20 protein-coding genes and 3 tRNA genes are annotated in these 26,679 nt (G+C 70.9%); 11 read left to right on the plus strand and 12 right to left on the minus strand.

All coding sequences use genetic code 11. The features are described 5' to 3' along the window. Window positions 1-9: 9 nt before the first annotated feature. The 4 genes from ACFPQ9_RS03215 to ACFPQ9_RS03230 all read left to right on the plus strand — a co-directional run bounded on the left by ACFPQ9_RS03215 (window position 10) and on the right by ACFPQ9_RS03230 (window position 5,314). Window positions 10-2,301: an ATP-binding cassette domain-containing protein gene (locus tag ACFPQ9_RS03215; RefSeq protein ID WP_380846119.1), complete on the plus strand. Its 2,292-nt coding sequence runs from the start codon at window positions 10-12 to the stop codon at window positions 2,299-2,301. Window positions 2,302-2,403: 102 nt separating this feature from the next. Then, window positions 2,404-3,180: a dimethylargininase gene (gene ddaH / locus ACFPQ9_RS03220; protein ID WP_380846122.1), complete on the plus strand. Its 777-nt coding sequence runs from the start codon at window positions 2,404-2,406 to the stop codon at window positions 3,178-3,180. Between the two features lie 218 nt (window positions 3,181-3,398). Further along, complete coding sequence (locus tag ACFPQ9_RS03225; RefSeq protein WP_380846125.1) at window positions 3,399-4,373, plus strand: acyl-ACP desaturase; 975 nt, start codon at window positions 3,399-3,401, stop codon at window positions 4,371-4,373. A 101-nt stretch (window positions 4,374-4,474) separates the two neighbouring features. Then, entirely contained in the window at window positions 4,475-5,314 is an 840-nt protein-coding gene (locus tag ACFPQ9_RS03230) for a hypothetical protein (RefSeq protein WP_380846128.1), read from the plus strand. A gap of 67 nt (window positions 5,315-5,381) precedes the next feature. Here the strand turns inward: ACFPQ9_RS03230 and ACFPQ9_RS03235 are convergent. Further along, a tRNA-Trp gene (locus ACFPQ9_RS03235) sits at window positions 5,382-5,457 on the minus strand. 91 nt (window positions 5,458-5,548) lie between these two features. Between ACFPQ9_RS03235 and ACFPQ9_RS03240 the strand changes: the two genes are divergently transcribed. Together ACFPQ9_RS03240 and ACFPQ9_RS03245 are read left to right on the plus strand one after the other, a co-directional pair. Beyond that, a complete protein-coding gene (locus ACFPQ9_RS03240) occupies window positions 5,549-6,952 on the plus strand; it encodes a DUF2201 family putative metallopeptidase (RefSeq protein ID WP_380846131.1) in 1,404 nt (467 codons plus the stop codon). Further along, window positions 6,953-8,791, plus strand: a complete 1,839-nt coding sequence (locus tag ACFPQ9_RS03245; protein WP_380846134.1) for an AAA family ATPase — start codon at window positions 6,953-6,955, stop codon at window positions 8,789-8,791. A 78-nt stretch (window positions 8,792-8,869) separates the two neighbouring features. Here the strand turns inward: ACFPQ9_RS03245 and ACFPQ9_RS03250 are convergent, their stop codons facing one another. From ACFPQ9_RS03250 to ACFPQ9_RS03270, 5 genes are all read right to left on the minus strand, one after another. Further along, entirely contained in the window at window positions 8,870-10,117 is a 1,248-nt protein-coding gene (locus ACFPQ9_RS03250; protein WP_380846137.1) for a leucine-rich repeat domain-containing protein, read from the minus strand. Window positions 10,118-10,188: 71 nt separating this feature from the next. Continuing rightward, on the minus strand, window positions 10,189-11,544 hold the full coding sequence (locus tag ACFPQ9_RS03255) for an SDR family NAD(P)-dependent oxidoreductase (protein WP_380846140.1): 1,356 nt from the start codon (window positions 11,542-11,544) through the stop codon (window positions 10,189-10,191). 38 nt (window positions 11,545-11,582) lie between these two features. After that, window positions 11,583-11,654: transfer RNA gene (locus ACFPQ9_RS03260), tRNA-Glu, on the minus strand. Window positions 11,655-11,664: 10 nt separating this feature from the next. Next, a tRNA-Gly gene (locus tag ACFPQ9_RS03265) sits at window positions 11,665-11,738 on the minus strand. A 103-nt stretch (window positions 11,739-11,841) separates the two neighbouring features. Then, window positions 11,842-12,096, minus strand: a complete 255-nt coding sequence (locus ACFPQ9_RS03270; protein ID WP_380846143.1) for a WhiB family transcriptional regulator — start codon at window positions 12,094-12,096, stop codon at window positions 11,842-11,844. A 269-nt stretch (window positions 12,097-12,365) separates the two neighbouring features. Between ACFPQ9_RS03270 and ACFPQ9_RS03275 the strand changes: the two genes are divergently transcribed. Beyond that, a complete protein-coding gene (locus ACFPQ9_RS03275) occupies window positions 12,366-13,157 on the plus strand; it encodes a VOC family protein (protein WP_380846146.1) in 792 nt (263 codons plus the stop codon). A gap of 226 nt (window positions 13,158-13,383) precedes the next feature. On the opposite strand, the gene ACFPQ9_RS03280 is transcribed toward ACFPQ9_RS03275, so the two are convergent. The 3 genes from ACFPQ9_RS03280 to ACFPQ9_RS03290 form a co-directional block, all read right to left on the minus strand. Then, complete coding sequence (locus ACFPQ9_RS03280) at window positions 13,384-14,421, minus strand: LacI family DNA-binding transcriptional regulator (protein WP_380846149.1); 1,038 nt, start codon at window positions 14,419-14,421, stop codon at window positions 13,384-13,386. A gap of 137 nt (window positions 14,422-14,558) precedes the next feature. Next, window positions 14,559-15,494, minus strand: a complete 936-nt coding sequence (locus ACFPQ9_RS03285) for an ornithine cyclodeaminase family protein (protein ID WP_380846152.1) — start codon at window positions 15,492-15,494, stop codon at window positions 14,559-14,561. A 14-nt stretch (window positions 15,495-15,508) separates the two neighbouring features. Next, complete coding sequence (locus tag ACFPQ9_RS03290) at window positions 15,509-16,510, minus strand: multicopper oxidase domain-containing protein (protein WP_380846155.1); 1,002 nt, start codon at window positions 16,508-16,510, stop codon at window positions 15,509-15,511. Between the two features lie 178 nt (window positions 16,511-16,688). On the opposite strand from ACFPQ9_RS03290, the gene ACFPQ9_RS03295 reads away from it, so the two are divergent. Next, on the plus strand, window positions 16,689-19,166 hold the full coding sequence (locus ACFPQ9_RS03295) for a ThuA domain-containing protein (protein WP_380846158.1): 2,478 nt from the start codon (window positions 16,689-16,691) through the stop codon (window positions 19,164-19,166). A 14-nt stretch (window positions 19,167-19,180) separates the two neighbouring features. After that, a complete protein-coding gene (locus tag ACFPQ9_RS03300) occupies window positions 19,181-21,373 on the plus strand; it encodes an OmpL47-type beta-barrel domain-containing protein (RefSeq protein WP_380848372.1) in 2,193 nt (730 codons plus the stop codon). Here ACFPQ9_RS03300 and ligD read toward each other — a convergent pair. Continuing rightward, window positions 21,360-22,442, minus strand: coding sequence for a non-homologous end-joining DNA ligase (gene ligD, locus ACFPQ9_RS03305; protein ID WP_380846161.1), 1,083 nt, complete (start codon window positions 22,440-22,442; stop codon window positions 21,360-21,362). The genes ACFPQ9_RS03300 and ligD overlap by 14 nt on opposite strands. Window positions 22,443-22,517: 75 nt before the next feature. On the opposite strand from ligD, the gene ACFPQ9_RS03310 reads away from it, so the two are divergent. Further along, window positions 22,518-23,588, plus strand: a complete 1,071-nt coding sequence (locus tag ACFPQ9_RS03310) for an ATP-dependent DNA ligase (RefSeq protein WP_380846164.1) — start codon at window positions 22,518-22,520, stop codon at window positions 23,586-23,588. 13 nt (window positions 23,589-23,601) lie between these two features. On the opposite strand, the gene ACFPQ9_RS03315 is transcribed toward ACFPQ9_RS03310, so the two are convergent. Continuing rightward, on the minus strand, window positions 23,602-24,792 hold the full coding sequence (locus ACFPQ9_RS03315) for a zinc-dependent alcohol dehydrogenase (protein ID WP_380846167.1): 1,191 nt from the start codon (window positions 24,790-24,792) through the stop codon (window positions 23,602-23,604). Window positions 24,793-25,065: 273 nt separating this feature from the next. Here ACFPQ9_RS03315 and ACFPQ9_RS03320 point away from each other — a divergent pair, with 273 nt between their 5' ends. Beyond that, window positions 25,066-26,010: a DUF3048 domain-containing protein gene (locus ACFPQ9_RS03320; protein WP_380846170.1), complete on the plus strand. Its 945-nt coding sequence runs from the start codon at window positions 25,066-25,068 to the stop codon at window positions 26,008-26,010. Window positions 26,011-26,040: 30 nt separating this feature from the next. On the opposite strand, the gene ACFPQ9_RS03325 is transcribed toward ACFPQ9_RS03320, so the two are convergent. Continuing rightward, the gene (locus ACFPQ9_RS03325) at window positions 26,041-26,505 is read right to left on the minus strand and encodes a MarR family winged helix-turn-helix transcriptional regulator (RefSeq protein ID WP_380846173.1); all 465 of its coding nucleotides are present in this window, start codon (window positions 26,503-26,505) and stop codon (window positions 26,041-26,043) included. Window positions 26,506-26,679 lie beyond the last annotated feature (174 nt).

The raw sequence follows: 26,679 nt of genomic DNA on the forward strand, positions 1-26,679 counted from the left end.
TTCGGGGGCATGCCCGATCTCGCGAGCGATCTCATGCCCCTGTCCACGCCCCGGTTCATCACCATCACCGGAGCGAGCGAGAACAACCTCAAGGACGTCACCCTCCGCATCCCGAAAGGCCGGCTGACCGTGTTCACCGGCGTTTCGGGATCGGGGAAGTCGTCCGTCGTCTTCGACACGATCGCGGTGGAGTCGCAGCGCCAGCTGAACGAGACCTTCACCTGGTTCGTCCGCAACCGGCTGCCCAAGTACGAGCGCCCGCACGCGGAGGCACTGGAGGACCTCTCCCCCGCGATCGTCGTCGACCAGCGCCCGATCGGGGGCCACTCCCGGTCCACGGTCGGCACGATGACCGACATCTACTCGGTGATGCGGGTGCTGTTCTCCCGGCACGGCACCCCGAGCGCCGGACCGGCGACCGCGTACTCGTTCAACGACCCCTCCGGCATGTGCCCCGAGTGCGACGGTCTCGGCCGGACGGTACGGCCCGACTGGGACCGCATCCTCGACCCGGGCCGCTCGCTCGCCGACGGCGCGGTCCGCTTCCCCCCGTTCGCCGCGGGCACCTGGCAGGGGCAGGCGTACACCAACAGCACCGACCTGGACCCGCACAAGCCCGTCGGCGACTTCACCGCGGCCGAGCGGGAGTTCCTGCTGCGCGGCCGGCCCGGCAGCAAGGTCACCGTCAACGGCAGCGGCGGCACCTGGACCACCGACTACGAGGGCCTCGCCACCCGCTTCGAGCGGCTGTATCTGAAGCGGGACCTGTCGGCGATGAGCCAGAAGACCCGTGACCTGGTGCGCGAGTACCTCGTGGAGGGCGCCTGCCCGGCCTGCGACGGGGCACGGCTGAACGCGGCGGCACTGGCGACCCGGATCAACGGCCTCGGCATCGCCGACTGCACGCGTATGCAGATCACCGACCTGATCACCGCGCTCGCGCACATCGACGACCCGGTCGCCGGACCCATCGCCCGCGCCGCCGTCACCGCCCTCGAACGCATCGACGCCATCGGCCTCGGCTATCTCAGCCTCGACCGTGAGACGGCCACCCTGTCCGGCGGCGAGGGACAGCGTCTGAAGACCGTGCGGCACCTGGGCTCCAGCCTCACCGGCATGACGTACATCTTCGACGAGCCCAGCGTCGGACTGCACCCCCGCGACGTCGGCCGGCTCGGCGACCTGCTGCTGCGGCTGCGCGAAAAGGGCAACACCGTGCTGGTGGTCGAGCACGACCCGGACGTCATCGCGCTCGCCGATCACGTCGTCGACATGGGGCCGGCGGCCGGCGCGGACGGCGGACGGGTCGTGTTCGAGGGCACGCCGGCCGGACTCGCCGGATCCGGCACGGTGACCGGGCGATGCCTGCGGCGCCGTACGACGCTCAAGGAGAAGGTGCGGCCGGCGCGGGGCGGGCTGTGGGTGAAAGGCGCCGACCGGCACAACCTGCGCGATGTGACGGTCGAGTTCCCGACCGGCGTGCTCACGGTGGTGACCGGGGTCGCCGGGTCCGGAAAGAGCACGCTGGTCAGGGAGTTCACCGCCGCCCACGCCGACGCGGTGGTCGTGGACCAGTCGTCGATCGGGATCTCCGGGCGGTCGACCCCGGCGACGTACCTGGGGATCATGGACACGGTGCGGAAGATCTTCGCGCGCGGGACGGGCGCCGAGGCGGGACTGTTCAGCTTCAACTCCGCCGGCGCCTGCGGCACCTGCGAGGGCCGCGGGATCATCTACACCGACCTCGCCTTCATGGATCCGGTGACGACGACCTGCCACGACTGCGAGGGGCGGCGTTTCAAGGACGAGGTGCTGCGGCTGACCGTGGACGGCAACTCCATCGCCGATGTCCTGGCGATGACGGCCGATCAGGCGCTGGAGGCATTCCAGGACGAGGGCGTCCGACGCCGGCTGCGCGCGCTGCGGGACGTGGGGCTGACCTACCTCACGCTCGGGCAGCCGCTGTCCACACTCTCCGGCGGCGAGCGCCAGCGCATCAAGCTGGCGACGCGGCTGCACCGCACCGGGGCGGTGTACGTCCTCGACGAGCCGACGACCGGGCTGCACATGTCGGACGTCGAGGGACTGCTCGGTCTGCTGGACCGGCTGGTCGACGCCGGCAACACGGTGGTGGTCGTCGAGCACAACCTGGACGTCGTGGCGCACGCCGACCGGATCATCGACCTGGGTCCGGACGGCGGCCGTGACGGCGGCCGGGTGATCTTCGAGGGAACGCCACGAGAGCTCCTCGAAGTCCGCGACTCCTTCACGTCGGCGCATCTCAGGAGGGCTACAGCCTGACCCCGAGGGTTTTGTACGGGCGGGTAGGCCCTGCATCATGGCGGTTCGGTGCCCCGTGCGTCATGGGCGCCGAACCCCTGCCACCGATCCGGAGATCCCGTCGTGCCCAGCAAGAAGGCCCTCGTCCGCCGCCCCAGCCCGCGCCTCGCCGAAGGGCTGCTCACGCACATCGAGCGGGAGAAGGTCGACGTCGACCTCGCGGTCGAACAGTGGGAGGCGTACACGGAGGCCCTGCGCACGCACGGCTGGGAGACGATCGAGGTGGACCCGGCCGACGACTGCCCCGACTCGGTGTTCGTCGAGGACACCGTTGTCATGTACCGCAATGTCGCGCTGATCGCCCGGCCCGGCGCCGAGTCCCGGCGCGGCGAGACCGAGGGCGTCGAGGAGGCCGTCGCCTCGCTCGGCTGCTCCGTGAACTGGATCTGGGAGCCGGGCACGCTGGACGGCGGCGACGTCCTGAAGGTCGGCGACACGATCTACGTCGGCCGGGGCGGACGCACCAACGCGGCCGGCGTGCAGCAGCTGCGGGCCGTGTTCGAGCCGCTGGGGGCTCGGGTGGTCGCCGTGCCCGTGAGCAAGGTGCTGCATCTGAAGTCGGCGATCACGGCACTGCCCGACGGAACGATTCTGGGCCGCATCCCGCAGCTGGACGCCCCCTCCCTGTTCCCGCGTTTCCTGCCGGTGCCGGAGGAGTCCGGGGCGCATGTGGTGCTGCTCGGCGGGGACAAGCTGCTCATCGCCGCGAGCGCGCCGAAGACCGCGGAGCTGCTGGCCGACCTCGGCCACGAGACCGTGCCGGTCGACATCAGCGAGTTCGAGAAGCTCGAAGGATGTGTGACTTGCCTCTCGGTCCGCCTGCGGGAGCTGTACGTCTGACCGGTTGAGCGGGTCGCCCTTTCGACCCTGGGACCTGCGGGTCCTGGGGCTGCGCGCGCCCCCTTGAACTTCCGGTGACAGGGCAGCTGATCAGCGGTCTTTACATCGCTCTTAACCTACGGCTTCGTAACCTACGGGTTCGTAGCCTACGATCCCGTAGGTTCCGGCAACCGCTCGCCGGTCATCTTCCCTGTGTTGCGCGTCCCCATGGAGTTCCCGTGACGATCACTTCCCCTCACCTCGGCAGCTCTGCCGGCTGGACCGATGCCCGCCTGCTGTACGCGCTGGAGGAAGTGGTCGAGACGGAGCTCAACCGGCATCTGAAGGTCGCGAAGGACTGGATGCCGCACGAGTACGTCCCGTGGTCGGACGCCCGCAACTTCCCGGGCCTCTTCGAGGACGGCGAGGCCTGGGACAAGGAGCAGTCCAAGGTCACCGAGATCGGGCGGATCGCCCTGGTGGTGAACCTGCTCACCGAGGACAACCTGCCGAGCTACCACCACGAGATCGCCTCGCTCTTCGGCCGTGACGGCGCCTGGGGCACCTGGGTGCACCGCTGGACGGCCGAGGAGGGCCGGCACGGCATCGTGATGCGCGACTACCTGCTCGCCTCGCGCGCGGTGGACCCGGACAAGCTGGAGCAGTTCCGCATGGCCCACATGAGCGAGGGCTTCGAGTCGGACAACAGTCACTCCATGCTGCACTCGGTCGCCTACGTCTCCTTCCAGGAGCTCGCGACCCGCATCTCGCACCGCAACACCGGGCACCAGTCCGGCGACCCGGTCTGCGACCGCATGCTGGCGCGTATCGCGACCGACGAGAACCTCCACATGGTCTTCTACCGGAACCTGTTGAAGGCCGCGTTCGAGATCGCCCCCGACCTCACCATGCAGGCCGTGCGCGACGTCGTGGTCAACTTCCGTATGCCCGGCCACGGCATCCCGGGCTTCGAGCGCGCCGCCGCCCAGATGGCCATCGGCGAGGTCTACAACCTGCGCATCCACCACGACGACGTCCTCGAGCCGGTCCTGCGCTTCCTGAAGATCATGGAGATCGACGGCCTCGGCCCCGAGGGCCAGAAGGCCCAGGAGGAGCTGGGGCTGTTCATGGGCGGACTGAACGCCGAGGCCCTGAAGTTCGACGAGAAGCTCGCCGCGCGCAAGGCCCGTATGGCGGCCCGCGCGGCCGGCTGACCGCCGCCTCGCACGGTCACCGACGGCCGGCCCGCCGCTCGCGGGCCGGCCGTCGCTTTTTCCTGTGCGCGTCGGCCCTGGCCTGCGGCATCATGCACGCCATGCGTGAGAACAGCAGGGTGGAGCAGGCCGTCGGCTTCCTGCTCGACCTGGTCGAAGCGGAGCCCGCCGAGAAGGTCCGGGCGCGCACCGGGCTGCCCGGTCCCGAGGACCCTGCGGCGACCCGGCGCCGGCTGGCGCGCGCGTGGACGTGGGCGCGGCGCATGCCGTCCTCCGTGGCGCTGTGGATCCTGGAGAACGACGATCCGGGTCTGAACGGCATGGTGTGGCACCACATCGCCACCGACGCGGGACTGCGCCGGGCGGTCGCCCGTGGCGTGCCCTTCGGAGCGGGCCGCACCGACCCGCTGCCCGTCGACCGGGTTCTGCGGGAGCAGGAGCCCGAGATCCCCGACAGCTACGTCCGCCACGGTCTCGTGGGCGCGCTGCGCGCCGTCACGTCGATGGGCCAGGGACGCGCCGCCGCGTCCATGGTGCTGACGGCCGACGACTGGTGGACGGTCGCGGAGGCGGACCTCGACCGCCCGCTGCCCGGCTACGCCCGCTGGGCGCTCGCCGTGCGCCCGGACTGCCCGCCCCTGGTGCGCGAAGGGTTCGGCTCCCACGCCAAGTTCACGCATCGCCTGCGGCAGGCCGGCGTCATCGACTCTCCGGCCGAGTACGCGACGGCCCACGGACCCGCCGTCGACGTCCTGGAGATCCTGGCGTTGGGGCACGCGCTGTTCCCCACCCGCGTCCACGAGGCGCGGGACGCCCTGCGCCCGCTGGTGCGGGACCACTTGGGCGAGCGCGAGGAGGCATGGGCGGTGCTGGCGCAGCTCATGGAGACGTTCCACGGGAGGACGCCGGAGCTGGTGATGACGGCGGGTGCGATCGCCTGACGGCGCTCGGGTCCCGCGAGGAGCGGGGGCGAGGCACCTGGAGGAGGGCGGGGGCGGCTGGAAGGGGGGCGGGGCGGCTGGATTCGAACCAGCGTGCTCTGGTTTTGGAGACCGGTGCGCCTGCCTCTGCGCTACGACCCCGCCCTTGATCCCCGAGCGTAATGCGTTGGCCCGTTGTCAGTGGGCGCTGCTACCAATGAGGTCCGGGGGAAATTCGGTACGGGGGGGCTCGGCATGGCGTACGGAGAGCAGGGGCGGCGTGCCCCGGTGGTCGACCTCGCCGACCGCCGGGCGCTGGAGCGGTACCGGCCGGCGGACCCGGCCGTCGTCGAGGAGGCCCGCCGGCTCAAGGAGGCCGCGCTGCTGGACTTCGGTCTGACGGAGTCGGCGGTGGCGTCCTGGCTGTACGCGAAATGCCACCACCAGATCCCGACGACGGCGGTGGACACGGCGGCCGTGGTGGCCTCCGGCGACGGCACCTGCCTGCTGCTCTACAACCCCTCCTTCTTCGTCCGGCTCGGCCTGGACGGCGTGAAGTTCGTGCTGTTCCACGAGGCCCGCCATCTGGTGCACCGGCATCTGTTCACCGACCCGGAGCTGCGCGCGGACCCGGTGTTCGAGCTGGCCTGCGAGGTCTCCATCAACCACGTGGCCCTGATCCGGCTCGGCAGAGAGCAGTTGCCGCTGCTGGAGGGCCGTCCGACGGGAGTCGATCCGCGCGAGGTGTACGCCGCCTATCGCGCGGACCTGACGGCGCACGGCCTGGAGCCGGTGCCGTACGAGACGTTCACCGAGACGGACATGCGAGTGTACGGCGAGCTGAAGCGCATGCACCGCCCGCCGGTGCCGGCACGGCGGCTGTGCGTGCACCTGCTGGACGGAGCTGTTCCGGCCGATCAGGAGACTGTGGACGGGGCGGCTTCCTCGACGCTGCTCAACACCCTGCTCGCCGCCCGGCGCGGACACGCGGGCGCGGAGCGGGAGTTGCTGGAGCTGATGGGCCGCAGCGAGGAGGGCAATCCCCGGGCCGCCAAGCTCTGGGGGGACCTGGGCGCGGGCGCCCTGCGCGGCGAGACCACGCGCACCCGCACGGTCGACTGGTGGCAGCGCTGGCTGGTCGACGTGCTCGGCTCGAAACTGCGCGACGGCGAGCGGCTGGTCTATCCGAAGAAGCGCGGCGCCCTGCTCGCGGCGCTCGGTCAGGACCCGATGCTCGCGCGGCGCGGCCCGGTGCGGGACAAGGTGCTCGTCATCGCGTACGACACCTCGGGCTCGATGCCGGCCCGCGTGATCACCTGGCTCACCGAACTGGTGGGCCGTATCGACGGCGTGGAGGCGCACTGGCTGTCCTTCGACGCCGTGGTGATGCCCTTCGTACCGGGCGAGCGCGTCTACGGCGGAGGCGGCACGAGCTTCCAGGCCGTCGCCGACTACGTGGAGGGACGCACGGAGGTGAACGGACGGCGGTCGGACGTCGTTCCGGACGCGGTCGTCGTCCTCACCGACGGATACGCGCCGCCGATCACACCCGCCGAACCGGAGAAATGGATCTGGCTGATCACCGAGGGCGGCAGCGAGTGGCCCGAGACGCACAACCCGGCGATGGACTGCCATCGCGTCACGACAGGATCGCGGTAGATGACCACGCAAGCACGGCAGACGGACGTGTCCGGGCAGGACCCCACCCAGGGTGGGGGCCCTCCAGCCACCCTGTCCCGCCTGGAGTCCTTCATCGACGCGATGATCGACATGGGGCAGACCGGGCAGATCTTCGGTGAGCACGGCATCGGCAAGACGGCGACGTTCTTCACGCACATCGCCCGCGCCTACGAGGACACCGAGCTGGTGTACGTCCCGGCGGCGAACCTGACGCCGGACGACCTGCTCGTCAACGCGCCGGTGCGTGACGCGGACACCGGTGAACTCGTGCTGCGCCAGCTGGTGATGAGCCGGCTCAAGCCGGGCAGGCCGTTCGTGCTGCTGATCGACGACTCGCTGCAGGCGGGCGACACCATCCAGTCGCAGCTGATGCAGATCGCCTGCAACTGGACGCTGGGCGAGCACGATCTGCGGGCCCTGGGCTGCGTGGGCGTCTTCCTCACCGACAACGAGTCGCAGGCCGAGACGTCGGCACGGCGCAGCGACCTCGCGCTGCTTGACCGCATGGTCACGATGCGGATCACGGCGAACGACACATCCTGGCGACGGCACCTGGCCGCCAAGTACCGCCCGTGGGACCTGCGCCCGGTGTTCTCGCTCTGGGCGTCCCTCTCCCCGGCCCTGCGCGAACTGCTGTCCCCGCGCACTCTGGACCACGTCCTGGCCAACGCCAAGGAGGGCTTCCCGCTGCGCTGGGGCCTGCCCCTGGTGGACGGCGAGCGGCTGCGGCTGACGGAGTCGGGCGCGGACGGCAGACCGGGCCAGAACCGCACGGCGGAGATCCTGGACCGCATCGCCGCGTCCCTGGGCGTGCCCAACCCGCCGACAATCCCCGACCCCGTCCGTCAAGTGGTCCGCGCGGCCCTGCGCAACCGCTGGACCGTGCTGCTGCAGGGCCCTCCCGGCTGCGGCAAGACGGAGGTGGTGCGGGAGACGGTGCGCGAGGGCCTGGGCCGGGACGCGCTGTACTTCTCGCTGCCGGTGACGAACGTCGAGGACCTGTGCGCGCCGATCCCGTCGGCCGACGGGACGCTGGAGAACCTGCTGGCGGCGAAGTTCACCGGGCCGGAGCCCAAGGCGATCGTGTGGGACGAGTACAACCGCCCCAAGGACAAGGCCGCGTTCGCCAAGCTCATGGAGATCACCCAGGAGTGGTCGCTGGCGGGCCGGCGCATAGCGAACCTGCGGGCCCAGATCGCGGTGCAGAACCCGCCGTATCACCTCGGCCGCAAGCTGCTGGTCTCCCGGAACAACATCGCCCAGGCGACCCGGTTCACGGCGTCCCTGGAGGTGCGGCCCGAGGACATCCCGGCGAACGAGTGGCTGCTCGCGCACTACGGCCGGGACGCCGAGACGGTGCTGGAGTGGTGGAAGCACGACATCGACGACGACGGCCGCGCCTGGATCACCAAGCGCACGCTGGAGCGACTCATCAAGCTGCACCGACGCGGCCTCCCCCTGGAGATGGCCACGGTCTACCTGGGCGACGGCGAATACGCCCCGGTACCACTGACGGCTCTCATGGACCGTCTCAAGGGCCGCCCGGTCACGGGCCTGCGCGAGCTGGCCCGTGAGGCAGATGCCTGGGAGTCCCGGCTGCGCCGCGCCGCCGAGGCCTCGGACGAGGGAGCCGACGACACGGACGTCGTCCACCAGATCCTGGCCAACGCGGAGCTGTCCCAACTCAAGAAGCACCGAGCGGTCGTGACCCGCCTGGTGACCCTGCTGCCACCGAAGCTGCGGGCCACGTATCTGGTGGGTGCGTCGGAGCGACAGCAGCGCTTCTGGACGGAGGTGTTCGTGGGGTTGCGGCGGTGAGCTTTCAGCCGGTGCGGCGTTTGTGGACGAGCCGGTCCGCACCCAGCCAGCCCGTCCGGCGTTCGAGGACGAGGCCGTTCAGGCCGGAGCCGTCCGATGCACGCTGCGCACCGCGGCCACGTCGGCCGGAACCACCGGCAGGGGAATGTGCGCGCTCAGCGCGTCCAGCCGCCGCTTGATGCTCGCGGCGATCCCCTGCCCCAACACGAACCGGGTGGCCGAGACGGCGCCCGGCGCGGTGTCGAGCAGCCGATGAGCCTCCCGGCTGCGCATACCGGTATGGGTCAGCACCAGGTGGGACAGCCGGTGCTCCTGCCCCGCGAGCACCTCCGCCATCGCCCCGGCGGCAGCGAGGTCGACCCGGTTGTCCACCGCCCCGAGCACCGCCGCGGCCCGCACCCGCCCAAGATCCAGCAACGTCACACCGGCAGCGGCGGCGGCCGTCACCAGCCGGGCCGCGGACTGCGGCCCGATGCCGTTGCCGGCGAGGGACAGCCGGGCGAGCCGGCCGTGCGGCGCCCGCTCCAGGGCCTCGGCGAGGCACAGCGCCCCCGCGTCCCCCGGCCGCGCAGCGGACACGTACAGTTCATCGACCGCACCCGCCTCCACCACCGCGGCCAGCGCCCGCGCTCCGCCCTCCCCCAGCGGATTTCCGCCGGCGAAGAGCCGCTCGATCCGCCGCCCGTTCCCGGCGGCGGCCAGCACCGCGTCGGCCAGGACGGTGACGGCGCCCGCGTCGAGCCCGGTCTGCACGAGGTCGAGCGTGCGCAACGACCGTGCGGATGCCACGAGTTCGGCGGCGGCCCACCCTCCCCCGCCGCCCAGCGGATTCCGCTTGAGCCAGACACCGGTCACCACCTGCGGCGACGCCCGCAGTTGGTCGGCGATCCGGCAGGCTCCGCCCGCGGTGATCCCGTTGCAGCCGAGGTACAGCGTCTCGACGTCCGTGGCGGTTCCGGCGACCGCGGCGGCCCCTTCGTCGCCCAGGCCGTCGGTGCCGAGCAGCAGATGCCGTACCGGGGAAGGCCCCTCGGCCAGCGCGTCGGCGACGAGCGCGGCACCCTGCGCGCCCAGCCCCTGCTTGCACAGGTCGAGCCGCCCGTCGGGCAGCGCGGTGCCCGTGGCGAAGTCCAGCCGTTCCCCGGCGGGGCGCCCGGCGCGCAGCCACTCCAGCAGCGGCCCGAGTTCCGCGGTCGGGCGCGGCACGACGGACGGCACACCGGCAAAGCCGGCCTGCCCCTCGGCCTCTTCTCCTGCGACCGCCCGACGACCCTCGCCGTCCGCCTCGTCACCCCCGGCCGTCCAACGACCCTCGCCGTCCGCCACTTCACCCCCCGCCGTCCAACGACCCTCGCCGTCCGCCACTTCACCCCCCGCCGCCCGACGACCCTCGCCGTTCACCACGCCGCCTCCCGGTAGTCCTTCAGGAACACCCCGGACACCGGATCCCCCGCCTCGCCCCGCACGATCGGGTCGTACACCCGCGCCGCCCCGTCCACGATGTCCAGCGGCGTACGGAAACCGGCCCCGGCCATGCGGGCCTTCTTCGGTGCGGGGTTCTCGTCGGTGATCCAGCCGGTGTCGACGGCGCACATGTGCACGCCCTGCTCGGCGAGTTCGGCGGCGCTGGTGCGGGTGAGCATGTTGAGGGCGGCCTTGGCCATATTGGTGTGCGGATGGCCCGCCATCTTGTTGCGTACGGCGAAACGGCCCTCCACCGCGGTCACGTTGACGACGTAGCGCCGCGGGTGCGGTGCGGCCAGCAGCAGCGGCAGCAGCCGGTCACACAGCAGCGCGGGCGCGAGGGCGTTGACCAGTTGGGTCTCCAGCACCTCGGCCGGGTCGAGGTCGCCGAGCCGCGCCGACCAGGAGTTCTCCGGGGACGGGTCGGGCAGCAGTCCGGCCTCGTCGGCCTCGCGCAGGGCGACCGGCAGTGACGCGGCACCGCTCTCCAGCATCCGCATCGGCGTGAATCCGGGCGCCCGCCGAGCGCCCTCGGGCAGCGCGTCGTACTCGCCGGCCGCCAGCAGGGCGTAGGACTCCACGGGCCGCCGTACCGTCTGCGCGGCGTTGTTGACGAGGATGTCCAGTGGCTCGCCCTCCTGTCGCAACTCCTCGCAGAACCCGAGTACTTGGCGCGGGTCGCGCAGGTCGACGGCGACGACGGTGAGCCGGTCCAGCCACTTCTCGCTGCCGGGGGCCTCCCGGAAGCGGCGCACGGTGTCGTGCGGGAAGCGGCTGGTCACCAGCAGCTCGGCGCCGTCCCGCAGCATCATCAGCGCCAGTTGGAACCCGATCTTCACCCGGCCGCCGGTGAGCAGCGCCCGGCGCCCGCTCAGGTCGGTGCTCAGAGCGCGCCGGGAAGTGTTGTCGGCGGCGCACCGTGGGCACAGCCGATGGTAGAAGGAGTCGACCTGTCGATAGGGCGACTTGCAGATGTAGCAGCCGCGCGGCTTGCGATAGACAGCCGCCGCGGCACCGGCCGTGTCCTGGGCGGGGGCCAGCGGCGCGTCCTCGCGCCGGTCCACGGCGCCCGTCGAGGTCGCGGCCATCGTCGCCGCGTCCGCCGCCGACGCCTGTGCGTCCCGCACCTTGCGCCGCCGCAGTCGTCCGTCGCGGGCGAAGGAGGCGGCGACCTGCTCGGCGCGCAGCCGTACCGGGTCGTCGGCGGGCAGCGCCCGCAGCCGTCCGACCGCACGGTGAAAGGCGTCGAGCTCCTCCTGACCGATGCCGGTGCCGCTCGCGTCGCCCATCATCCCCGCCCGTGCCGTGAGCCCCGTGTGTCCGTGTGGGGCCCCGGCCGGATTCGAACCGGCGTATCCGCCTTGAGAGGGCGGCGAGTCTGCCTCTGCTCTACAGGGCCCGCGCACGCAGCCCGGGGATCGGATTCGAACCGATGTCTTTCGCCTGGGCAAGGCGAGTGCGCCTGCCTCTGCGCTACCCCGGGCGCGCCCCCGGATCCTAACCGCCGTCCGGCCCCCGTCCACACCGGATTTCGCGCTCGACACGACGTACGCGCACTTCGCCGGAAGGCGGCCGGGACCCGGCGGTCAGCGAGACGTGCGCCTGAGCTCCAGGCGCTCCTTCTCGGACAGGCCGCCCCAGACGCCGAAGCGTTCGTCGTTGTCGAGGGCGTATTCGAGACAGGCGGAGCGGATCGGGCACATGCCGCAGATCCGCTTCGCCTCCCGGACGGAGCTTCCTGGTTCGGGGAAGAAGAAGTCCGCCCCGGTCTGTGCGCACAACGCCTCCTCCTGCCAGGCCAGGTCGGGCGAGGTGATCATCGCGATCGTGTCGATGTGCATGCGCAGGATCGTGCCGGGCGGCGAAAAACGTTCGATCAACGCGGGATCAACGCCGCGTCGCAGGGCCCCCGGCCGACTCGATGGTGCCCTTCGGCGCGGCTCGGCGCACGGCGGCGCGCGGAGCCGGAGAAGAACAAGGAGATGCTTGACCATCACTGACAGTGATCGCCGTGGTGGCCCGGCAGACGGCGGTGTTCCGGCAGCGATTGTCAGTGGGCGGTGCAAGACTCGGCAGTGCAGACAGCGGGACCCTTCCGAGGAGGGCGATGATGCTCACCACCCGTTTCGTCACCGGCGCGCCGAACTGGCTCGACCTCGGCACACCCGACATCGAGGGCGCCGGTTCCTTCTACGGCGGGCTGTTCGGCTGGCGATTCCAGCCGGGCGGGCCCGAGACCGGCGGCTACGGCCTCTTCCAGCTCGACGGGAAGACGGTGGCCGGCGGTATGCAGACCACCGAGGAGCAGGGTCCGCCGTCCTGGACGGTGTATTTCCAGACGCCGGACGCGGATGCCACCGCGAAGGCGGCGGAGCAGGCGCACGGCTCGGTGCTGGTGCAGCCGATGGACGTGATGGACCTGGGCCGTATGGTCATCCTCGCCGACAAGGCGGGTGTGTCCTTCGGCCTGTGGCAGCCCGGTACCAACAAGGGCCTCGACCTCGTCCAGGAGCCCGGTTCGCTGTGCTGGTTGGAGTTGTACACGCCGGACGTGCCGGCCGCGGCGGGCTTCTACAACGCGACGCTGGGCATGGAGACCTTCGCCCTCGACTTCTACGGCGGCACGTACACGACGTTCAGCCCCGGCGGTCAGGGGGAGGACGCCATGTTCGGCGGGGTCGTCGACAAGGCGGACGACCCGGCGGAGGCGCAGGGCCCGCCGTACTGGCTGCCGTACTTCGAGGTCACCGACACGGACGCCACGGTCGCCAAGGCCCAGGAGCTGGGCGGCACGGTCCGTATGCCCGCCACGGACCTGCCGGACGTCGGCCGAATCGCCAAGCTCACCGACCCCTACGGCGCCCGCTTCGCGGTGATCAAGAGCGCGCCCGCGCAGAGCTGACGGGGCCACACCGGCCCGTGCACAGCTGACGGGGCCCGCACCGCCGCGGAGGACAGCAGGCTGCCCGCGGGCAGACCCTCCGGATCGGGCACGACGACCCCGGCCGGCCGGTGCACCGGAGCCCGGCCCACGCCTACGCGGACGCGCGCCGTATCAGGCCGGGCCTACGCGGACGCTCCGTATCAGGCCGGGGCCTAGGCAGACGCGCGCCGTATCAGGCGGGGGCCTACGCGGACGCGCGCCGTATCAGTGTGGTCGGCAGCACCACACTGGACGGCGCCCCCGCGATGCCCTCGTCGGTGGTGTTGCGTTCGAGGCCGCGCAGCAGCAGCCGGGCCATCAGCCGGCCCATCTCCTCGATGTCCTGACGGATCGTCGTGAGCGGTGGATCGGTCTGCTCCGTCACCGGCAGCATGTCGTCGAAGCCCACGACGGCGACATCGTCCGGCACCCGCCGCCCCGACTCCCGCAGCACCCGCAGCGCGCCGGCCGCGGTGAGGTCGTTGGCCGCGAACACGGCGTCCAGGTCGGGGCAGCGCGCCAGCAGCTCGCGCATCGCCCGTTCCCCGCCGGCAGGCGTGAAGTCGCTCTCGACGATCAGCTGCGGATCGGCGTCGACCATGACGTCGCGGTATCCGTCGAGCCGGTCCACCGCCGAGGTCTGGTCGAGGGCGCCGGTGATGTGCGCGATCCGGGTGCGGCCCAGGCCGGCGAGGTGCCGTACGGCGTCGCGGGCGCCGCCGCGGTTGTCCACGTCGACGTAGACGACACCGCGCCGGTCGCCGCTCCAGCCGGGCCGTCCGCCGAACACGGTGGGCACTCCGGCGCGCTGGATCAGTTCGGGCAGGGGGTCGTCGAGGTGCAGGGAAAAGACGAGCGCCCCGTCGACATGGCCGCCGGCGAGGTAGCGGCCGACGCGGGCGTGGTCGTCCCGCCCTTCCGTGAGCAGCAGCACGAGCTGGTTGTCGTAGGCCGTCAACTCCTTGCTGATGCCCCGCAGTTGCAGGGCGAAGAAGGGGTCGGCGAAGACGCGGGTCTCGGGTTCGGCGACGACGACCGCGATGGCGTCGTGGCGCCGGGTCACCAGACTGCGGGCGGCCTGGTTCGGCACGTAGCCGAGCTCTTCCACGGCCTTGCGGACCCGCTCGACGAGCGGCTCCCTGACTCCGTCCCCGCCGTTGACCACGCGCGACACGGTGGCCCGCGAGACCCCGGCCCGCGCGGCGACGGCCTCGAGGGTGGGGCGCGGGGCTGTGTCGGTCACTGCGCGGCTCCTCATCGACGGTTGCGGATCAGGATAGCCCCGCCGTGAGCTGCACGTGAGAGCGCTCTCGCCTCGAGGGTGTTCCTTTGCGCCCCGTGCCGGTGTGGATCTTCGCAACCAGGACGGCGCACCGGCGTTCACGCCAGCAGGTCCACCCGCCGCCCGACACCCTCCCGCTCCGCCGCCCGGTAGGCCGGCCACGCCAGCGCCAGGTCCTGCCAGGGCAGCCCGACCGGCGCGTAGACGCTACGGCCCGCGGCGCTGACACGCCCCGGGTGATCGCCCCGCAGGACATCCCCCAGCTCGGCGTCGGCGGCGGTCGCCGGCAGGCCGGCCGCCGCCAAGGCGCCCGTGCTCGCGGCGAGTTCACGGTCGTCCACGACGAGCAGTGCGGCGCGCAGCAGATCGGCGGCGAGCTCCTGCTTGCCGGGTTCGTCCGCGCCCAGGCTGGTGAAGTGCCCACCGTCCCGGGTGTCCGACAGCCGCAGCAGCGGCTCCCGGGACCAGGTGGCCAGCAGCACGGTGTCGGCGACCGCCGCGACCTCCTGGGCCGAGGCCGCCGTCCGGCCGGCGTGCCGTGCGGCGAACTCCTCGGCCCGCCCGGGGTCCGTGTCATGGACGACGAGATCGCCCCAGGGCCGTAGTTCCGCGAGCCCGCGCAGGGTCAGCTCGGCCTGGGCCCCCGCGCCGACCACCCCGAGGACCTCCCCCGGGCCGGCCAGCGCATGCGTGCCCAGGGCTGCCGCGAGCCCCGTGCGCCAGGCCGTCACCGTGGCCGAGTCCAGCAGCGCGAGCAGTTCCCCGTCCTGTCCGCTGTGCAGGCAGATCACGCCGCGCAGTGCGGGCCGGGCGCCGGGGAACTTGGCGTTGACCTTCACCGTGTACGCCTCGATGCCCGGCAGGACGCCGGGGAACAGAGCGGTGGCCGTGCCGGGGAACGGCAGGTCGGTGCGCACCCGCTGCCCGGCGACCGTGGCGTCCCGTGCGCGCAGGAAGCCGTCGCGCAGCGCCTCCAGACAGGTCCGGGGTGCCAGCACCGCTTCCAGATCACCGCGTGTCAGAACAAGAGTCACCCGTCCATGATCCGTCAGTGCTCGTGCGTGGATCCGGAGGCCGCCTCGTGACCGTGTTCGTGCGGCTCGTACCCGGGAATCGTGCCGTCCGTCTTCTTGACCAGGAAGAGCCCCACCATCCCCATGTCGGAGTGGCTCTGCACATGGCAGTGATACATCCACGCGCCGGCTCCGACCCCCTCGCCGGCGATCACCTGGAAGCCGAAGGAGTCCGCGGGGCCGACGATCTTGTTGTCGATGACCTGGCTTGGGTCGTCGGGGCCGGTGAGCATGCCCGTGCGGTTGTCCGCCCAGCGGTGACCGTGCATGTGGAAGGTGTGGTAGTACTCGCCGTGCGTGATCATCACGATCTCGACGCGATCGCCCACCGTGGCCTCGAAGTTGGGGCCGCTGTGCGCGGGCTTGTTGTTGATGAGCATGTCGTTGAAGACGATCGTGTGGGTCGCGTCCGGGAGGATGTCGCCCTTGCGCCGCACGATCACCGGCCCGTACAGGCCCTTGCGGATGCCGACGGTGCCGTGCTCGGTGCCGACGACATGGTCGTGGTAGTGCCAGTAACCGGCGCTGCCCGCCCGCCAGGTGCCGTCCTTGCGGCGGCCGGGGGCGTGGGTGCGCCAGGTGTAGGTGCGGGTGCCGCCGGGCTCGACGTCGCTCTTGTTCAGCTTGGTTCCGTCGCTGGTGATCTCGTAGTCGAGGCCGTGGACATGCAGGCTCACCGGTACGTCCATCGTGTTCTCGAACTCGACGTGCAGGGTGTCGCCCTCGTTGAGCTCGATCAGCGGGCCGGGGACGGTCGCCTTGCCCTTCTCCAGGCCGTAGCCCATCTGCCCGTCGGCCAGTTTCTCGGCGTACAGCTTCAGATGTCTGACCTCACCTCCGGCCGGGGCGGTCCTCGGGGGTGTGTCAGCGCCGACGGCCTCGGGTACCGATGCCAGCGACAACGATGTCGCGACGGTGGCGCCGCCCAGCAGTACGCGTCTGTTGAAGCTACGTCGGTCAAAGCTGCGTCTGTCCATGCCGAACTCCCCACGGCGGTACGGAAATTACGGGGATGAACCGGTGAGACGGTACCGGCCACTCCCACGTTTATCCACACCCAGGACAAAGTTCGTCTCAGTGCGGTCATAGGTATTGGCCTGTCGGTCAAAGGGGTCTAGCTTCCTTCTCGCTGTTGCTGTGACCGTGGAGGTGCCCATGCACTTACGAGGGTTGAGCACGAGAAGACAGACCTGGGTGGCCGCCGTGACGGCAGGGATCGCCGCCGCCGGGCTGATGGCAGCCCCGGCGGCGGACGCGCGCCCTGCCCCGGAACCGCCCCTGACAACGATGTCCATCAAGTCGCCTCCCGGCGGCGCCAATGTACGAGTGCTCATCTTCTACGGGTCCGCGGCGGCCGGCGAGGAGTCGCCCCTGGTGAACGCCGGCATCGAGGCGATCGAGAAGATCGGCCTGTCGGGCCCGGCCGAGCAGCGTTTCAAGACCGAGGCCACCAACGACGCCTCGGTGTTCACCAATGGGACCAGGCTGAGCCGTTTCAACTCCATCGTGTTCCTGACCGGGGGCGGCGACGTCCTCGACCCGGAGCAGGAGGCGGGCCTGGAGGCCTACATGGAGGCGGGCGGCGGATTCGTCGGCATTCATGACGCGGCCCGCGCCGAGCCGTACTCGGACTGGTTCACCGGCCTGGTCGGTGCCCGCCCGGCGGCCGGCGGCCCGACGAACGCGCAGCGCGCGGTCGTCGAGGTCGGCGACCGGCGGCATCCGGCCACCAAGGACCTGCCGGTGCAGTGGAAACGGCCGGACAAGTGGCTGAACTGGGCCAAGAACCCCTCGGGTTCGGTACACACGGTCGCCCGGGTGCGGGAGTCCAGCTATCAGCCGGGGTCGAGCGCCAACGGCTGGGACCACCCGGTGAGCTGGTGCCGTGACTACGACGGCGGCCGCTCCTTCTACACGGGCATGGGCGGCACGGTGTCGTCGTACGACGAGACCGACTTCCGCGCGCATCTGCGCGGCGCCCTGCAGTGGACCACCCGGCTCTCCCAGGCCGACTGCAAGGCCACCATCACGGGCAACTACAAGGCCGAGCGTCTCACCCAGCCCAACCAGGCCGGCCAGAACGACCAGATCGGCGAACCGCACGGCCTGGTCACGGCCCCCGACGGCCGTGTCCTGTACATCGGCCGGGGCGGCGCCGACTCCTCCCAGCCGGTGGTCACCGACTGGAACAACCCGGACATCGGCAAGGGCAAGGGCGAGATCCACGTCTACGACCCGAAGACCAAGAAGGTCACCCTGGCCGGGGCGCTGACGGTGTTCGGCAACAAGGGCGGCGGAGATGAGCTGATCAAGGTCGAGGAAGGACTTCTCGGCATCGAGCTCGACCCGCGCTTCGAGGAGAACGGGTGGGTGTATCTGCACTACACCCCGCACGCGCAGATCAACCGCGACACGCGGATGGCCGAGCGGCGCGTCTCCCGCTTCACGCTGGACCTCGCCACCAACAAGCTGGACCTGAGCAGCGAGAAGGTGCTGCTCAAGTGGCCGGTGCAGATCCACAGTTGCTGCCACGCGGGCGGCGGGATGACCTGGGACTCCAAGGGCAACCTGTACATCGCGACCGGCGACAACAACTCCAGCCGCTTCAGCGACGGTTACTCGGGCAACAACCCCGAGCCCAACTACAAGGGCGTCTCCTTCGCCGACGCGCGCCGCACCGCCGGCAACACCAACAACCTCAACGGCAAGATCCTGCGCATCCACCCGGAGCCGGACGGCACGTACACACTGCCGGCGGGCAATCTCTTCACCGGCAAGGAGCCGGACGAGGGCGGCGGGAAGACGCGCGGCGAGATCTACGTGATGGGCGTCCGGAACCCGGCGCGCATCTTCGTCGACCAGCAGACCGACACCCTGTACGCGGGCTGGGTCGGCCCGGACGCCGGTGCGCCCTCGACGACCTGGGGTCCGGCCAAGTACGACACGTTCGCCGTCATCACCAAGGCGAGCAACCGGGGCTGGCCGTACTGCATGGGCAACAAGCAGCCCTACCGGGACCGCAATCTGCCCGATCCGACCAAGCCGCTGGGCTGGTACGACTGCAACGCCCCGAAGAACGAGTCGCCCAACAACGACGGCTTGGTCAACCTCCCGCCGGTCACCGGCAACAACATCTGGTACTCGCCCCAGGGCGGCGCCCCGGACTTCCCGCGCAACGCCAACGGCGTGCCGTCGTACAAGCAGGAGGAGGCCACCTACGGGCTGCCGTGGCTCAAGGGCGGTGGCCAGGCCGCGATGAACGGGCCGGTCTACCGGTACGACACGGCGAGCACCAGCGACACCAAGTGGCCGGCCTACTGGGACGGCAAGTGGTTCGTCGGTGACTTCTACGACGCCGACCAGCCGCGCAACGCGGTGCTCACCGACCCCAGGACGCACGGGGACGGCGGTCTGCCGGTGCACTCGGAGTCGCTGAAGAAGATCGTGCCGATCGGCAACGACGGCATCAAGAACCTCATGGACTGGAAGTTCGGTCCGGACGGCGCGCTCTACGTGCTCGACTACGGCCGGGGCTTCTTCACCTCGGACGCCAAGTCGGCGCTGTGGCGGGTCACCTACACGGGCGGCGGGCCGACGCCGGCCGCCGACCGGCTGGCGAGGGGGGCGCAGTGACCCGGCAACGAAGAATGTGGGCGGCCCTGTTGGCCGCATTGATGGTGGTGCTCGGACTGCAGGCACTGCCCGCGACCGGAGCGCCGCAACCGCAGCCCGAGGCGGCCGCCGCCGCACAGGTCCTCACCTGGACGGCCGGTGACGACATCACGAAGTACGGCTCGGCGCCGACGACGGCGGTGGCGGGTGCGACGACGATCGTCTTCGAGAACAGCGCGGCGACCGGGAACACCACCGGGATGCCGCACACGCTGACGTTCGACACCTCGGACCCCGAGTTCAACAACGACGTCCAGTTGAACATCCTCGCCAACCCGAACGACGACCAGGGCGGCAAGCACACCGCCGAGGTCACGCTCACCCCCGGCCGCTACCGCTACTACTGCACGATCCCCGGTCACGGGCAGATGCAGGGCATCCTGGTGGTGACCGAGGGCAGCGGTGAGGACACGACGGCACCCGAGGCGTCGGCGCACGTCAGCGGGACGCAGAACGCGCAGGGGCAGTACGTCGGTTCGGCGAGCGTGGCGCTGCACGCCACCGACAACGAGGGCGGCTCCGGCGTCGACCGCGTCGAGTACGCGGTCGGGGACGAGGGCGCCTGGACGCCGTACACCACCCCGGTCGTGGTCGACCAGGTCGGCGATCACAAGATCCGCTACCGCGCGCTCGACAAGGCGGGGAACGTCTCGGCGGAGAAGAACGTCACCTTCACGGTAGTGGCTCCGCAGAGCGACGACACGACCCCGCCGGAGACATCGGCGACGGTCAGCGGCGAGCAGAACCCCGACGGGACGTATGTCGCCATGGCGACCGTCACCGTCTCCGCGTCCGACACCGGTACCGGCGTCAACACCATCGAGTACGCGCTCGGTTCCGGCGCCTGGCAGCCGTACACGGCGCCCGTGATGGTGCACGAGGTCGGCAGCCATACGGTGCGCTACCGTGCCACCGACAAGGCGGGGAACGTCGCGGCGGAGAAGAACGTGCAGTTCACGGTCGTGGCGGCGCCCCAGCCCGACACGACCGCGCCGGTGACCGGTGTGACCGTCGAGGGCACGAAGAACTCGTCCGGGGCGTACATCGGCAACGCCAAGGTGACCGTCACGGCGACCGACGAGCACCACGGTTCGGGTGTCGACCGGATCGAGTACTCCATCGACGGCGGGCCGTATCTCGCGTACGGCGCCCCGGTGGTCGTCGACCGCGTGGGCACCCACACCCTGGCCTACCGGGCCACCGACAAGGCGGGCAACACCTCCGCCGCCCGTACGGTCACCTTCACCGTGGTGTCCGGGCAGGTGCCGGCGCCCAACTGCCCGGAGTTCGACGAGCGGTTGACGGTGATCGTCGGCACGGTCGACTCGGGTGTCCCGAACCGGCTGACCAACAGCCGGTGCCGCATCAACGAGCTGATCGAGGACGAGAAGGAGTGGACGTCCCACGCGCTGTTCCTCAAGCACGTGACGACGGTCCTGGACAAGCTCCTCAAGGAAGGCGTCGTCGACCAGCGCGAGTACAACGCCGTGCGCAAGGCGGCCCGCCAGTCCGGGATCGGCAAGCCCGGGCAGACCGAGGGCTATCGCACGATCCTCGACGGCAGCGCCGAGTCGTTCGCCAAGTGGCAGCAGGTGGGCGGTGGTTCGTTCGCACCGAACGGCGACGGCTCGATCACCTCGGGGACGACGAAGGCGGGCCTCGGCATGCTGTGGTTCCCCGAGCGGAAGTACGGCGACTTCTCGCTCAAGCTCCAGTGGCGTGACGACGCCCCGGGCACCGGCAACGCCAACTCCGGTGTGTTCGTGCGCTTCCCGTGGGTCCATGACCACCCCGAGGAGTCACGGCCGGAGTGGGTCGCCATCAAGTACGGACACGAGGTGCAGGTGCTCGACCGGCCCGACGGCGACATGTACAAGACCGGTTCGGTCTACGGCTTCGACCGGGTGGGGCTCGCCGGTGCCGGCGTCACCCAGAAGGGCACGTGGAACGACTACGAGATCCGGGTGGTCGACCAGCACTACTCGGTCTTCCGCAACGGTGTGCTGATCAACGAGTTCGACAACACCGGTGGCCAGGACTTCGTCCCGCCGCGCTCGGACGACCCGGGCACGGACGGGCGGCGGTTCGCCTCCGGCTACGTCGGGCTCCAGGTGCACGGCACGACGGACGTGGTCTCGTACCGGGACGTGCGGATCAAGGAGCTGTAGGTTCCGAGGGAGGCGCCTCCGACGGGGGCGCCTCCTTCTTCGGCGCCGCCTTCTTCGCCGCCGCCTTCTTCGCCCGGCTCGGCTGCACCCGCTTCGGCTCGCCCGGCATCTTCGGGTACTCCGGCGGATAGGGCAGATCGCCCAGCCCGTGTTCCTCCTCGTCGCGGCGCGCGAGGTCGAGCAGGGCCTCCAACGAGTAGCGGTGATCGTCCATGTCGGCGTGCACATCGCCGAGTTCGGCGAAGCGGGCGGGCATGGTGGTGATGTCGAAGTCCTGGGGGTGGGCATCGCCGACCTCGTCCCAGCGCAGCGGTGCGGAGACCGGGGCGTGCGGGCGGGGCCGTACGGAGTAGGCGGAGGCGATCGTGCGGTCGCGGGCCGTCTGGTTGTAGTCGACGAAGATGCGCTCGCCGCGCTCCTCCTTCCACCACTTGATCGTCACCTGGTCCGGCATCCGGCGCTCCAGCTCCCGGCCGACGGCGATCGCGGCGCGCCGGACCTGGGTGAAGGTCCAGCGTGGCTCGATGGGCACGAAGACGTGCAGGCCGCGGCCGCCGGAGGTCTTGGGGAAGCCGCGCAGGCCGCCGAACTCGTCGAGGACGGCGCGCAGTTCATGGGCGGCACGCACGGCGTCGTCGAAGTCGGTGCCGGGCTGCGGATCGAGGTCGATGCGCAGTTCGTCGGGGCGGTCCACGTCGTCGCGGCGGACCGGCCAGGGGTGGAAGGTGAGGGTGCCGTACTGGGCGGCCCACAGGACCGCGGCCTCCTCGGTGGGGCACATCTCGTCGGCGCTGCGGCCGCTGGGGAAGGTGATGTGGGCGGTGGGGATCCAGTCGGGCATGTTCTTGGGCGCCCGCTTCTGGTAGAACCACTCACCGTTCAGGCCGTCCGGATAGCGCTCCAGGGTGGTGGGACGGTTGCGCAGGGCGCGCAGGATGCCGGGGCCGACGGCGATGTAGTAGCGGGCGAGGTCCAGCTTGGTGTAGCCGCGGTCCGGGAAGAAGATCTTTCCCGGGTTGGACAGGCGCACGGTCCGCCCACCCGCCTCGAGTTCCACCGCTTCGCCCATGCGAGCCACGGTAGGCGCACGGCGCATCGCTCGCACACCGGGCGGCGGCAGCCGGATGCGAGCAGAATCGACGGCATGGACCTGCCGGTGATGCCGCCCGTGAAGCCGATGCTCGCCAAGCCGGTGGCGAAGATCCCGCCGGGCATGCAGTACGAGGCGAAGTGGGACGGGTTCCGGGCGATCGTGTTCCGCGACCGGGACGAGGTCGAGCTGGGCAGCCGTACCACGAAGTCGCTGACCAGGTACTTTCCCGAGCTGGTCGCAGGGCTGAAGGAGCAGTTGCCGGAGCGGTGCGTGCTGGACGGGGAGATCGTGATCGCCCGGGAAGGGCGGCTGGACTTCGACGCCCTCACCGAGCGCATCCACCCGGCGGACTCGCGGGTGCGGATGCTGGCCGAGCGGACCCCGGCGTCGTTCGTGGCCTTCGACCTGCTCGCGCTGGCGGACGAGCCCCTGCTCCAGACTCCGCTGGCGGACCGGCGGGCGCTGCTGACGATGGCGTTGTCAGGGGTGGCGGCGCCGGTTCATGTGGCGCCGGCGACGACCGACGTCGAGACGGCCAAGGGGTGGTTCGAGCAGTACGAGGGCGCGGGTCTTGACGGGGTGATCGCCAAGCCGCTGACACTGCGCTACCTGCCGGACGAGCGGGCCATGTTCAAGATCAAGCACGAGCGTACGGCGGATGTCGTCGTGGCGGGCTACCGGCTGCACAAGAGCGGACCGATCGTGGGTTCCCTGCTGCTCGGTCTCTACGACGAGCACGGCGCCCTCCAGCACGTGGGCGTGTCGGCCGCGTTCCCGATGAAGCGGCGGGCCGAGCTGATCGAGGAGCTGGAGCCGCTGCGGATGGCGGACGCCGCGGGGCATCCCTGGGCGGCGTGGGCCGAGGAGGCGGCGCACGAGTCGGCCCGGCTGCCGGGCGCGCCGAGCCGCTGGTCGGGCAAGAAGGACCTGTCCTGGGTCCCGCTGCGGCCGGAGTGGGTGGCCGAGGTGGCGTACGACCACATGGAGAACGGCGTGCGCTTCCGGCACACGGCCCGATTCCGCCGCTGGCGCCCGGACCGCACACCGGAGAGCTGCACGTACGCCCAGCTGGAGGAGCCGGTCCGCTACGACCTGGCGGCGATCTTCGGCCCGCAGGCCTGACCGCGCGGACCCGTCAGGGCCTCATGAGCACCTTCACCGCGCCGTCCTGCTTCTGCTGGAACATCTCGTAGGCGTGCGGTGCCTCGCTCAGCGGTACGCGGTGGGTGGCGAAGTCGTCCACGCCGAGGGGGTCCTCGTCCGTGAGGTACGGCAGGATGTCGTCGGTCCAGCGGCGCACGTTGGCCTGGCCCATCCGCATCTGGATCTGCTTGTCGAACAGCGTGAGCAGCGGAATCGGATCCGCCATGCCGCCGTACACACCGGACAGCGAGATCGTGCCGCCGCGCCGCACCAGGTCGATCGCGGTGTACAGGGCGGCCAGCCGGTCCACGCTGAAGCGCTCGGCGAGCGGTGCGCCCAGCTTGCGGGGCAGCAGTGCCGAGGCCTGCTGGGCCAGCCGGGCCGCGGCGCTGCCGTGGGCCTCGGTGCCGACCGCGTCGATGACGGCGTCGGGCCCGCGGCCGTCCGTCCGGTCGCGGATGGCCGCGACGAGTTCCTTCTCGTCGTCGAAGCTCCTGAGGTCGAACGTCTCCGCGCCCCGCTCTCGCGCCCGCCGTAGCCGCTCGGGTACCAGGTCCACGCCGAACACCTGCCCGGCGCCCATCACCTGGGCGACGCGGCAGGCCATGTCGCCGATGGGGCCGAGGCCGAGCACCGCGACGCTTCCGCCCTTGGGGATGCCCGCGTACCGGACCGCCTGCCAGGCGGTGGGCAGCACGTCGGAGAGGTAGACGAACCGGTCGTCGGGCGGCCCGTCCGGGATCTTGATCGGGCCGTACTGCGCCTGCGGGACCCGCAGGTACTCGGCCTGGGCGCCCGGCACCGCGCCGTACAGGCGGGTGTAGCCGAACAGGGCGGCGCCCATGCCCTCGCCGGTGACCTGGGTGGTCTCGCACTGGGTGGGCAGCCCGGTCAGGCACATCCAGCAGTTGCCGCAGGCGATCTGGAACGGCACCACGACCCGGTCCCCCGCCTGGAGGTCCGGTACTGCGGCGCCGACCTCCTCGACGACCCCCATGGGTTCGTGGCCGAGGATGTCCCCCGGCGTCATGAACGGCGTGAGCACCTCGTACAGATGCAGATCGGAGCCGCACAGCCCGCTGGAGGTGATGCGGACGATCGCGTCCGTCGGCTCCTGGATCCCGGGATCGGGCACGGTCTCCACCCGCACGTCCCGCTTGCCCTGCCAGGTCACTGCCCTCATCGCCCGCGCTCCCTCCGGTCGTCCGCGCTCGGCGCTCGTACGGTGGGCGACCCGGGTACCCCCGCGCTCCCGAACCGAATCTGGTGTGGCGTGTGGGCCGACCGGCCGTCGCCGTCAGGCCCGATCGACGGAATTGCGAGAAGCGACGACCCCAACCGGGTATGGCTACCTATGGACAGAAAAGCGCACAATTAATGACATGAACCGGACGGGTGGCTTCGGGTGACGACAGTGGGCAGGCAACGACCGGCGCGCGCAAGACGTGCCACGACCATGACCGGACTGCTGGCCGCCGCCGTGGCGGCCTCCCTGGCCGCGGGCTGCACGACGTCCGACGGCCCGCGCGACGACGGCCGCGGCCAGAGCCGTTCCTCGGCAGGCGACGGCGAGAGCCGGGCGAAGGGCCGCTCGGTACTGGCCGTGAAGATCGACAACTCGGTCAAGGCACGGCCCCACTCCGGCCTCAACGAGGCGGACATCGTGTACGTCGAGCAGGTCGAGAGCGGACTCAGCCGTCTGATGGCGGTGTACGCGCAGAAGCTGCCGAAGGCCATCGGGCCGGTGCGCAGCGCCCGGGAGACCGATCTGGAGCTGCTGCGCCAGTTCGACCGGCCGACACTCGCCTTCTCCGGCGCCCAGAGCAAGCTCCTGCCGAAGATCGACCAGGCCCCGCTCAAGGCCGAGCCGCCCGGCAAGGCGTCCGACGCGTACTTCCGCAGCAAGATGCGGACCTCCCCGCACAACCTCTACCTCCGGCCCCACCGGCTGATGGCCAAGCCACCGGGTACGTCCGTGCTCACCACCGGCTTCCGCTTCGGCTCTGCCCCCGCGGGCGGCAAGCGCATCACTTCCCAGACGGTGCGCTACGACCTCGCCCGGTACACGTTCACCTGGTCCAAGAGCCAGGACCGCTGGCTGGTCGGCATGGACGGCAAGGCCGCCGGCACGACGGACGGCAAGCGGGTCATGGCCGGCACGGTGGTCATCCAGTACGTGAAGGTGCACAAGTCGCCGTTCCACGACCGGCTCGGCAACCACTCGCCGTACACCGAGACGGTGGGCTCCGGGAAGGCGCGGGTGCTGCGTGACGGGCGGGCCTACGACGTCAAGTGGAAGCGGCCCAAGGCGTCGGACGGCACGACGTTCACGACGAAGAGCGGCAAGCGGATGACCTTCCAGCACGGCCAGGTGTGGGTGGTGTTCGCGAACGCGTCCTGAGAGGCCGGCCCACGCACGCCGGGGCCGGGATCAGGGCTGGACGACGAGGGGCTCCGCCGGATGGCGCAGCCCCTCGGCCGCGTCCGCCACCCGCCGGATCAGATCGAAGAACAGCGTCTGCTCCTCGGCGGAGAGCGGGGCCAGGAAGACCTGGTTCATCCGGGCCGTGCGCAAGGTCAGCTTCTTGTGGGTACGCAGGCCCTCGTCCGTGAGGCGCAACAGGAAGCGGCGGCCGTCCTGGGGATCGCGCACCTTGTCGAGCAGCCCGCGCCGGCCGAGCCGGCTGATCACCTCGGCGATGGTCGACCGGTCGAGCCCGACCCGCTCCCCCACCGTCCGCTGGTCCAGGCCCGGCTCGGCGACGAGGGTGTTGAGCACGGCGAACTGGGGCGAGGTGATCTCCTCGGAGACCATCGTGTTCCACAGCAGGTAGTGCGCCTGCTGGAGCCGCCGGGCCAGATGCCCGGGGTGGGTGGTGAGGTCCGCGGCGGCCATGCGCGCTCCCTGGTCGTTTTCGTCGGTGCACTGAACAATACCCGGCCAAGTCATCACTGTCTGCGGCTCAGTCGCCCGGCGAGCTTCATGTTTGCCAAGGTCTTGACGACTTACCGCTCCGATGGCAGCGTGAGGGACGACCTTGAATAAATAATCAGTGCCCTGACTAATTCG

It is taken from the genome of Streptomyces coerulescens (assembly GCF_042657965.1).
GTDB classification, from domain to species: domain Bacteria; phylum Actinomycetota; class Actinomycetes; order Streptomycetales; family Streptomycetaceae; genus Streptomyces; species Streptomyces coerulescens.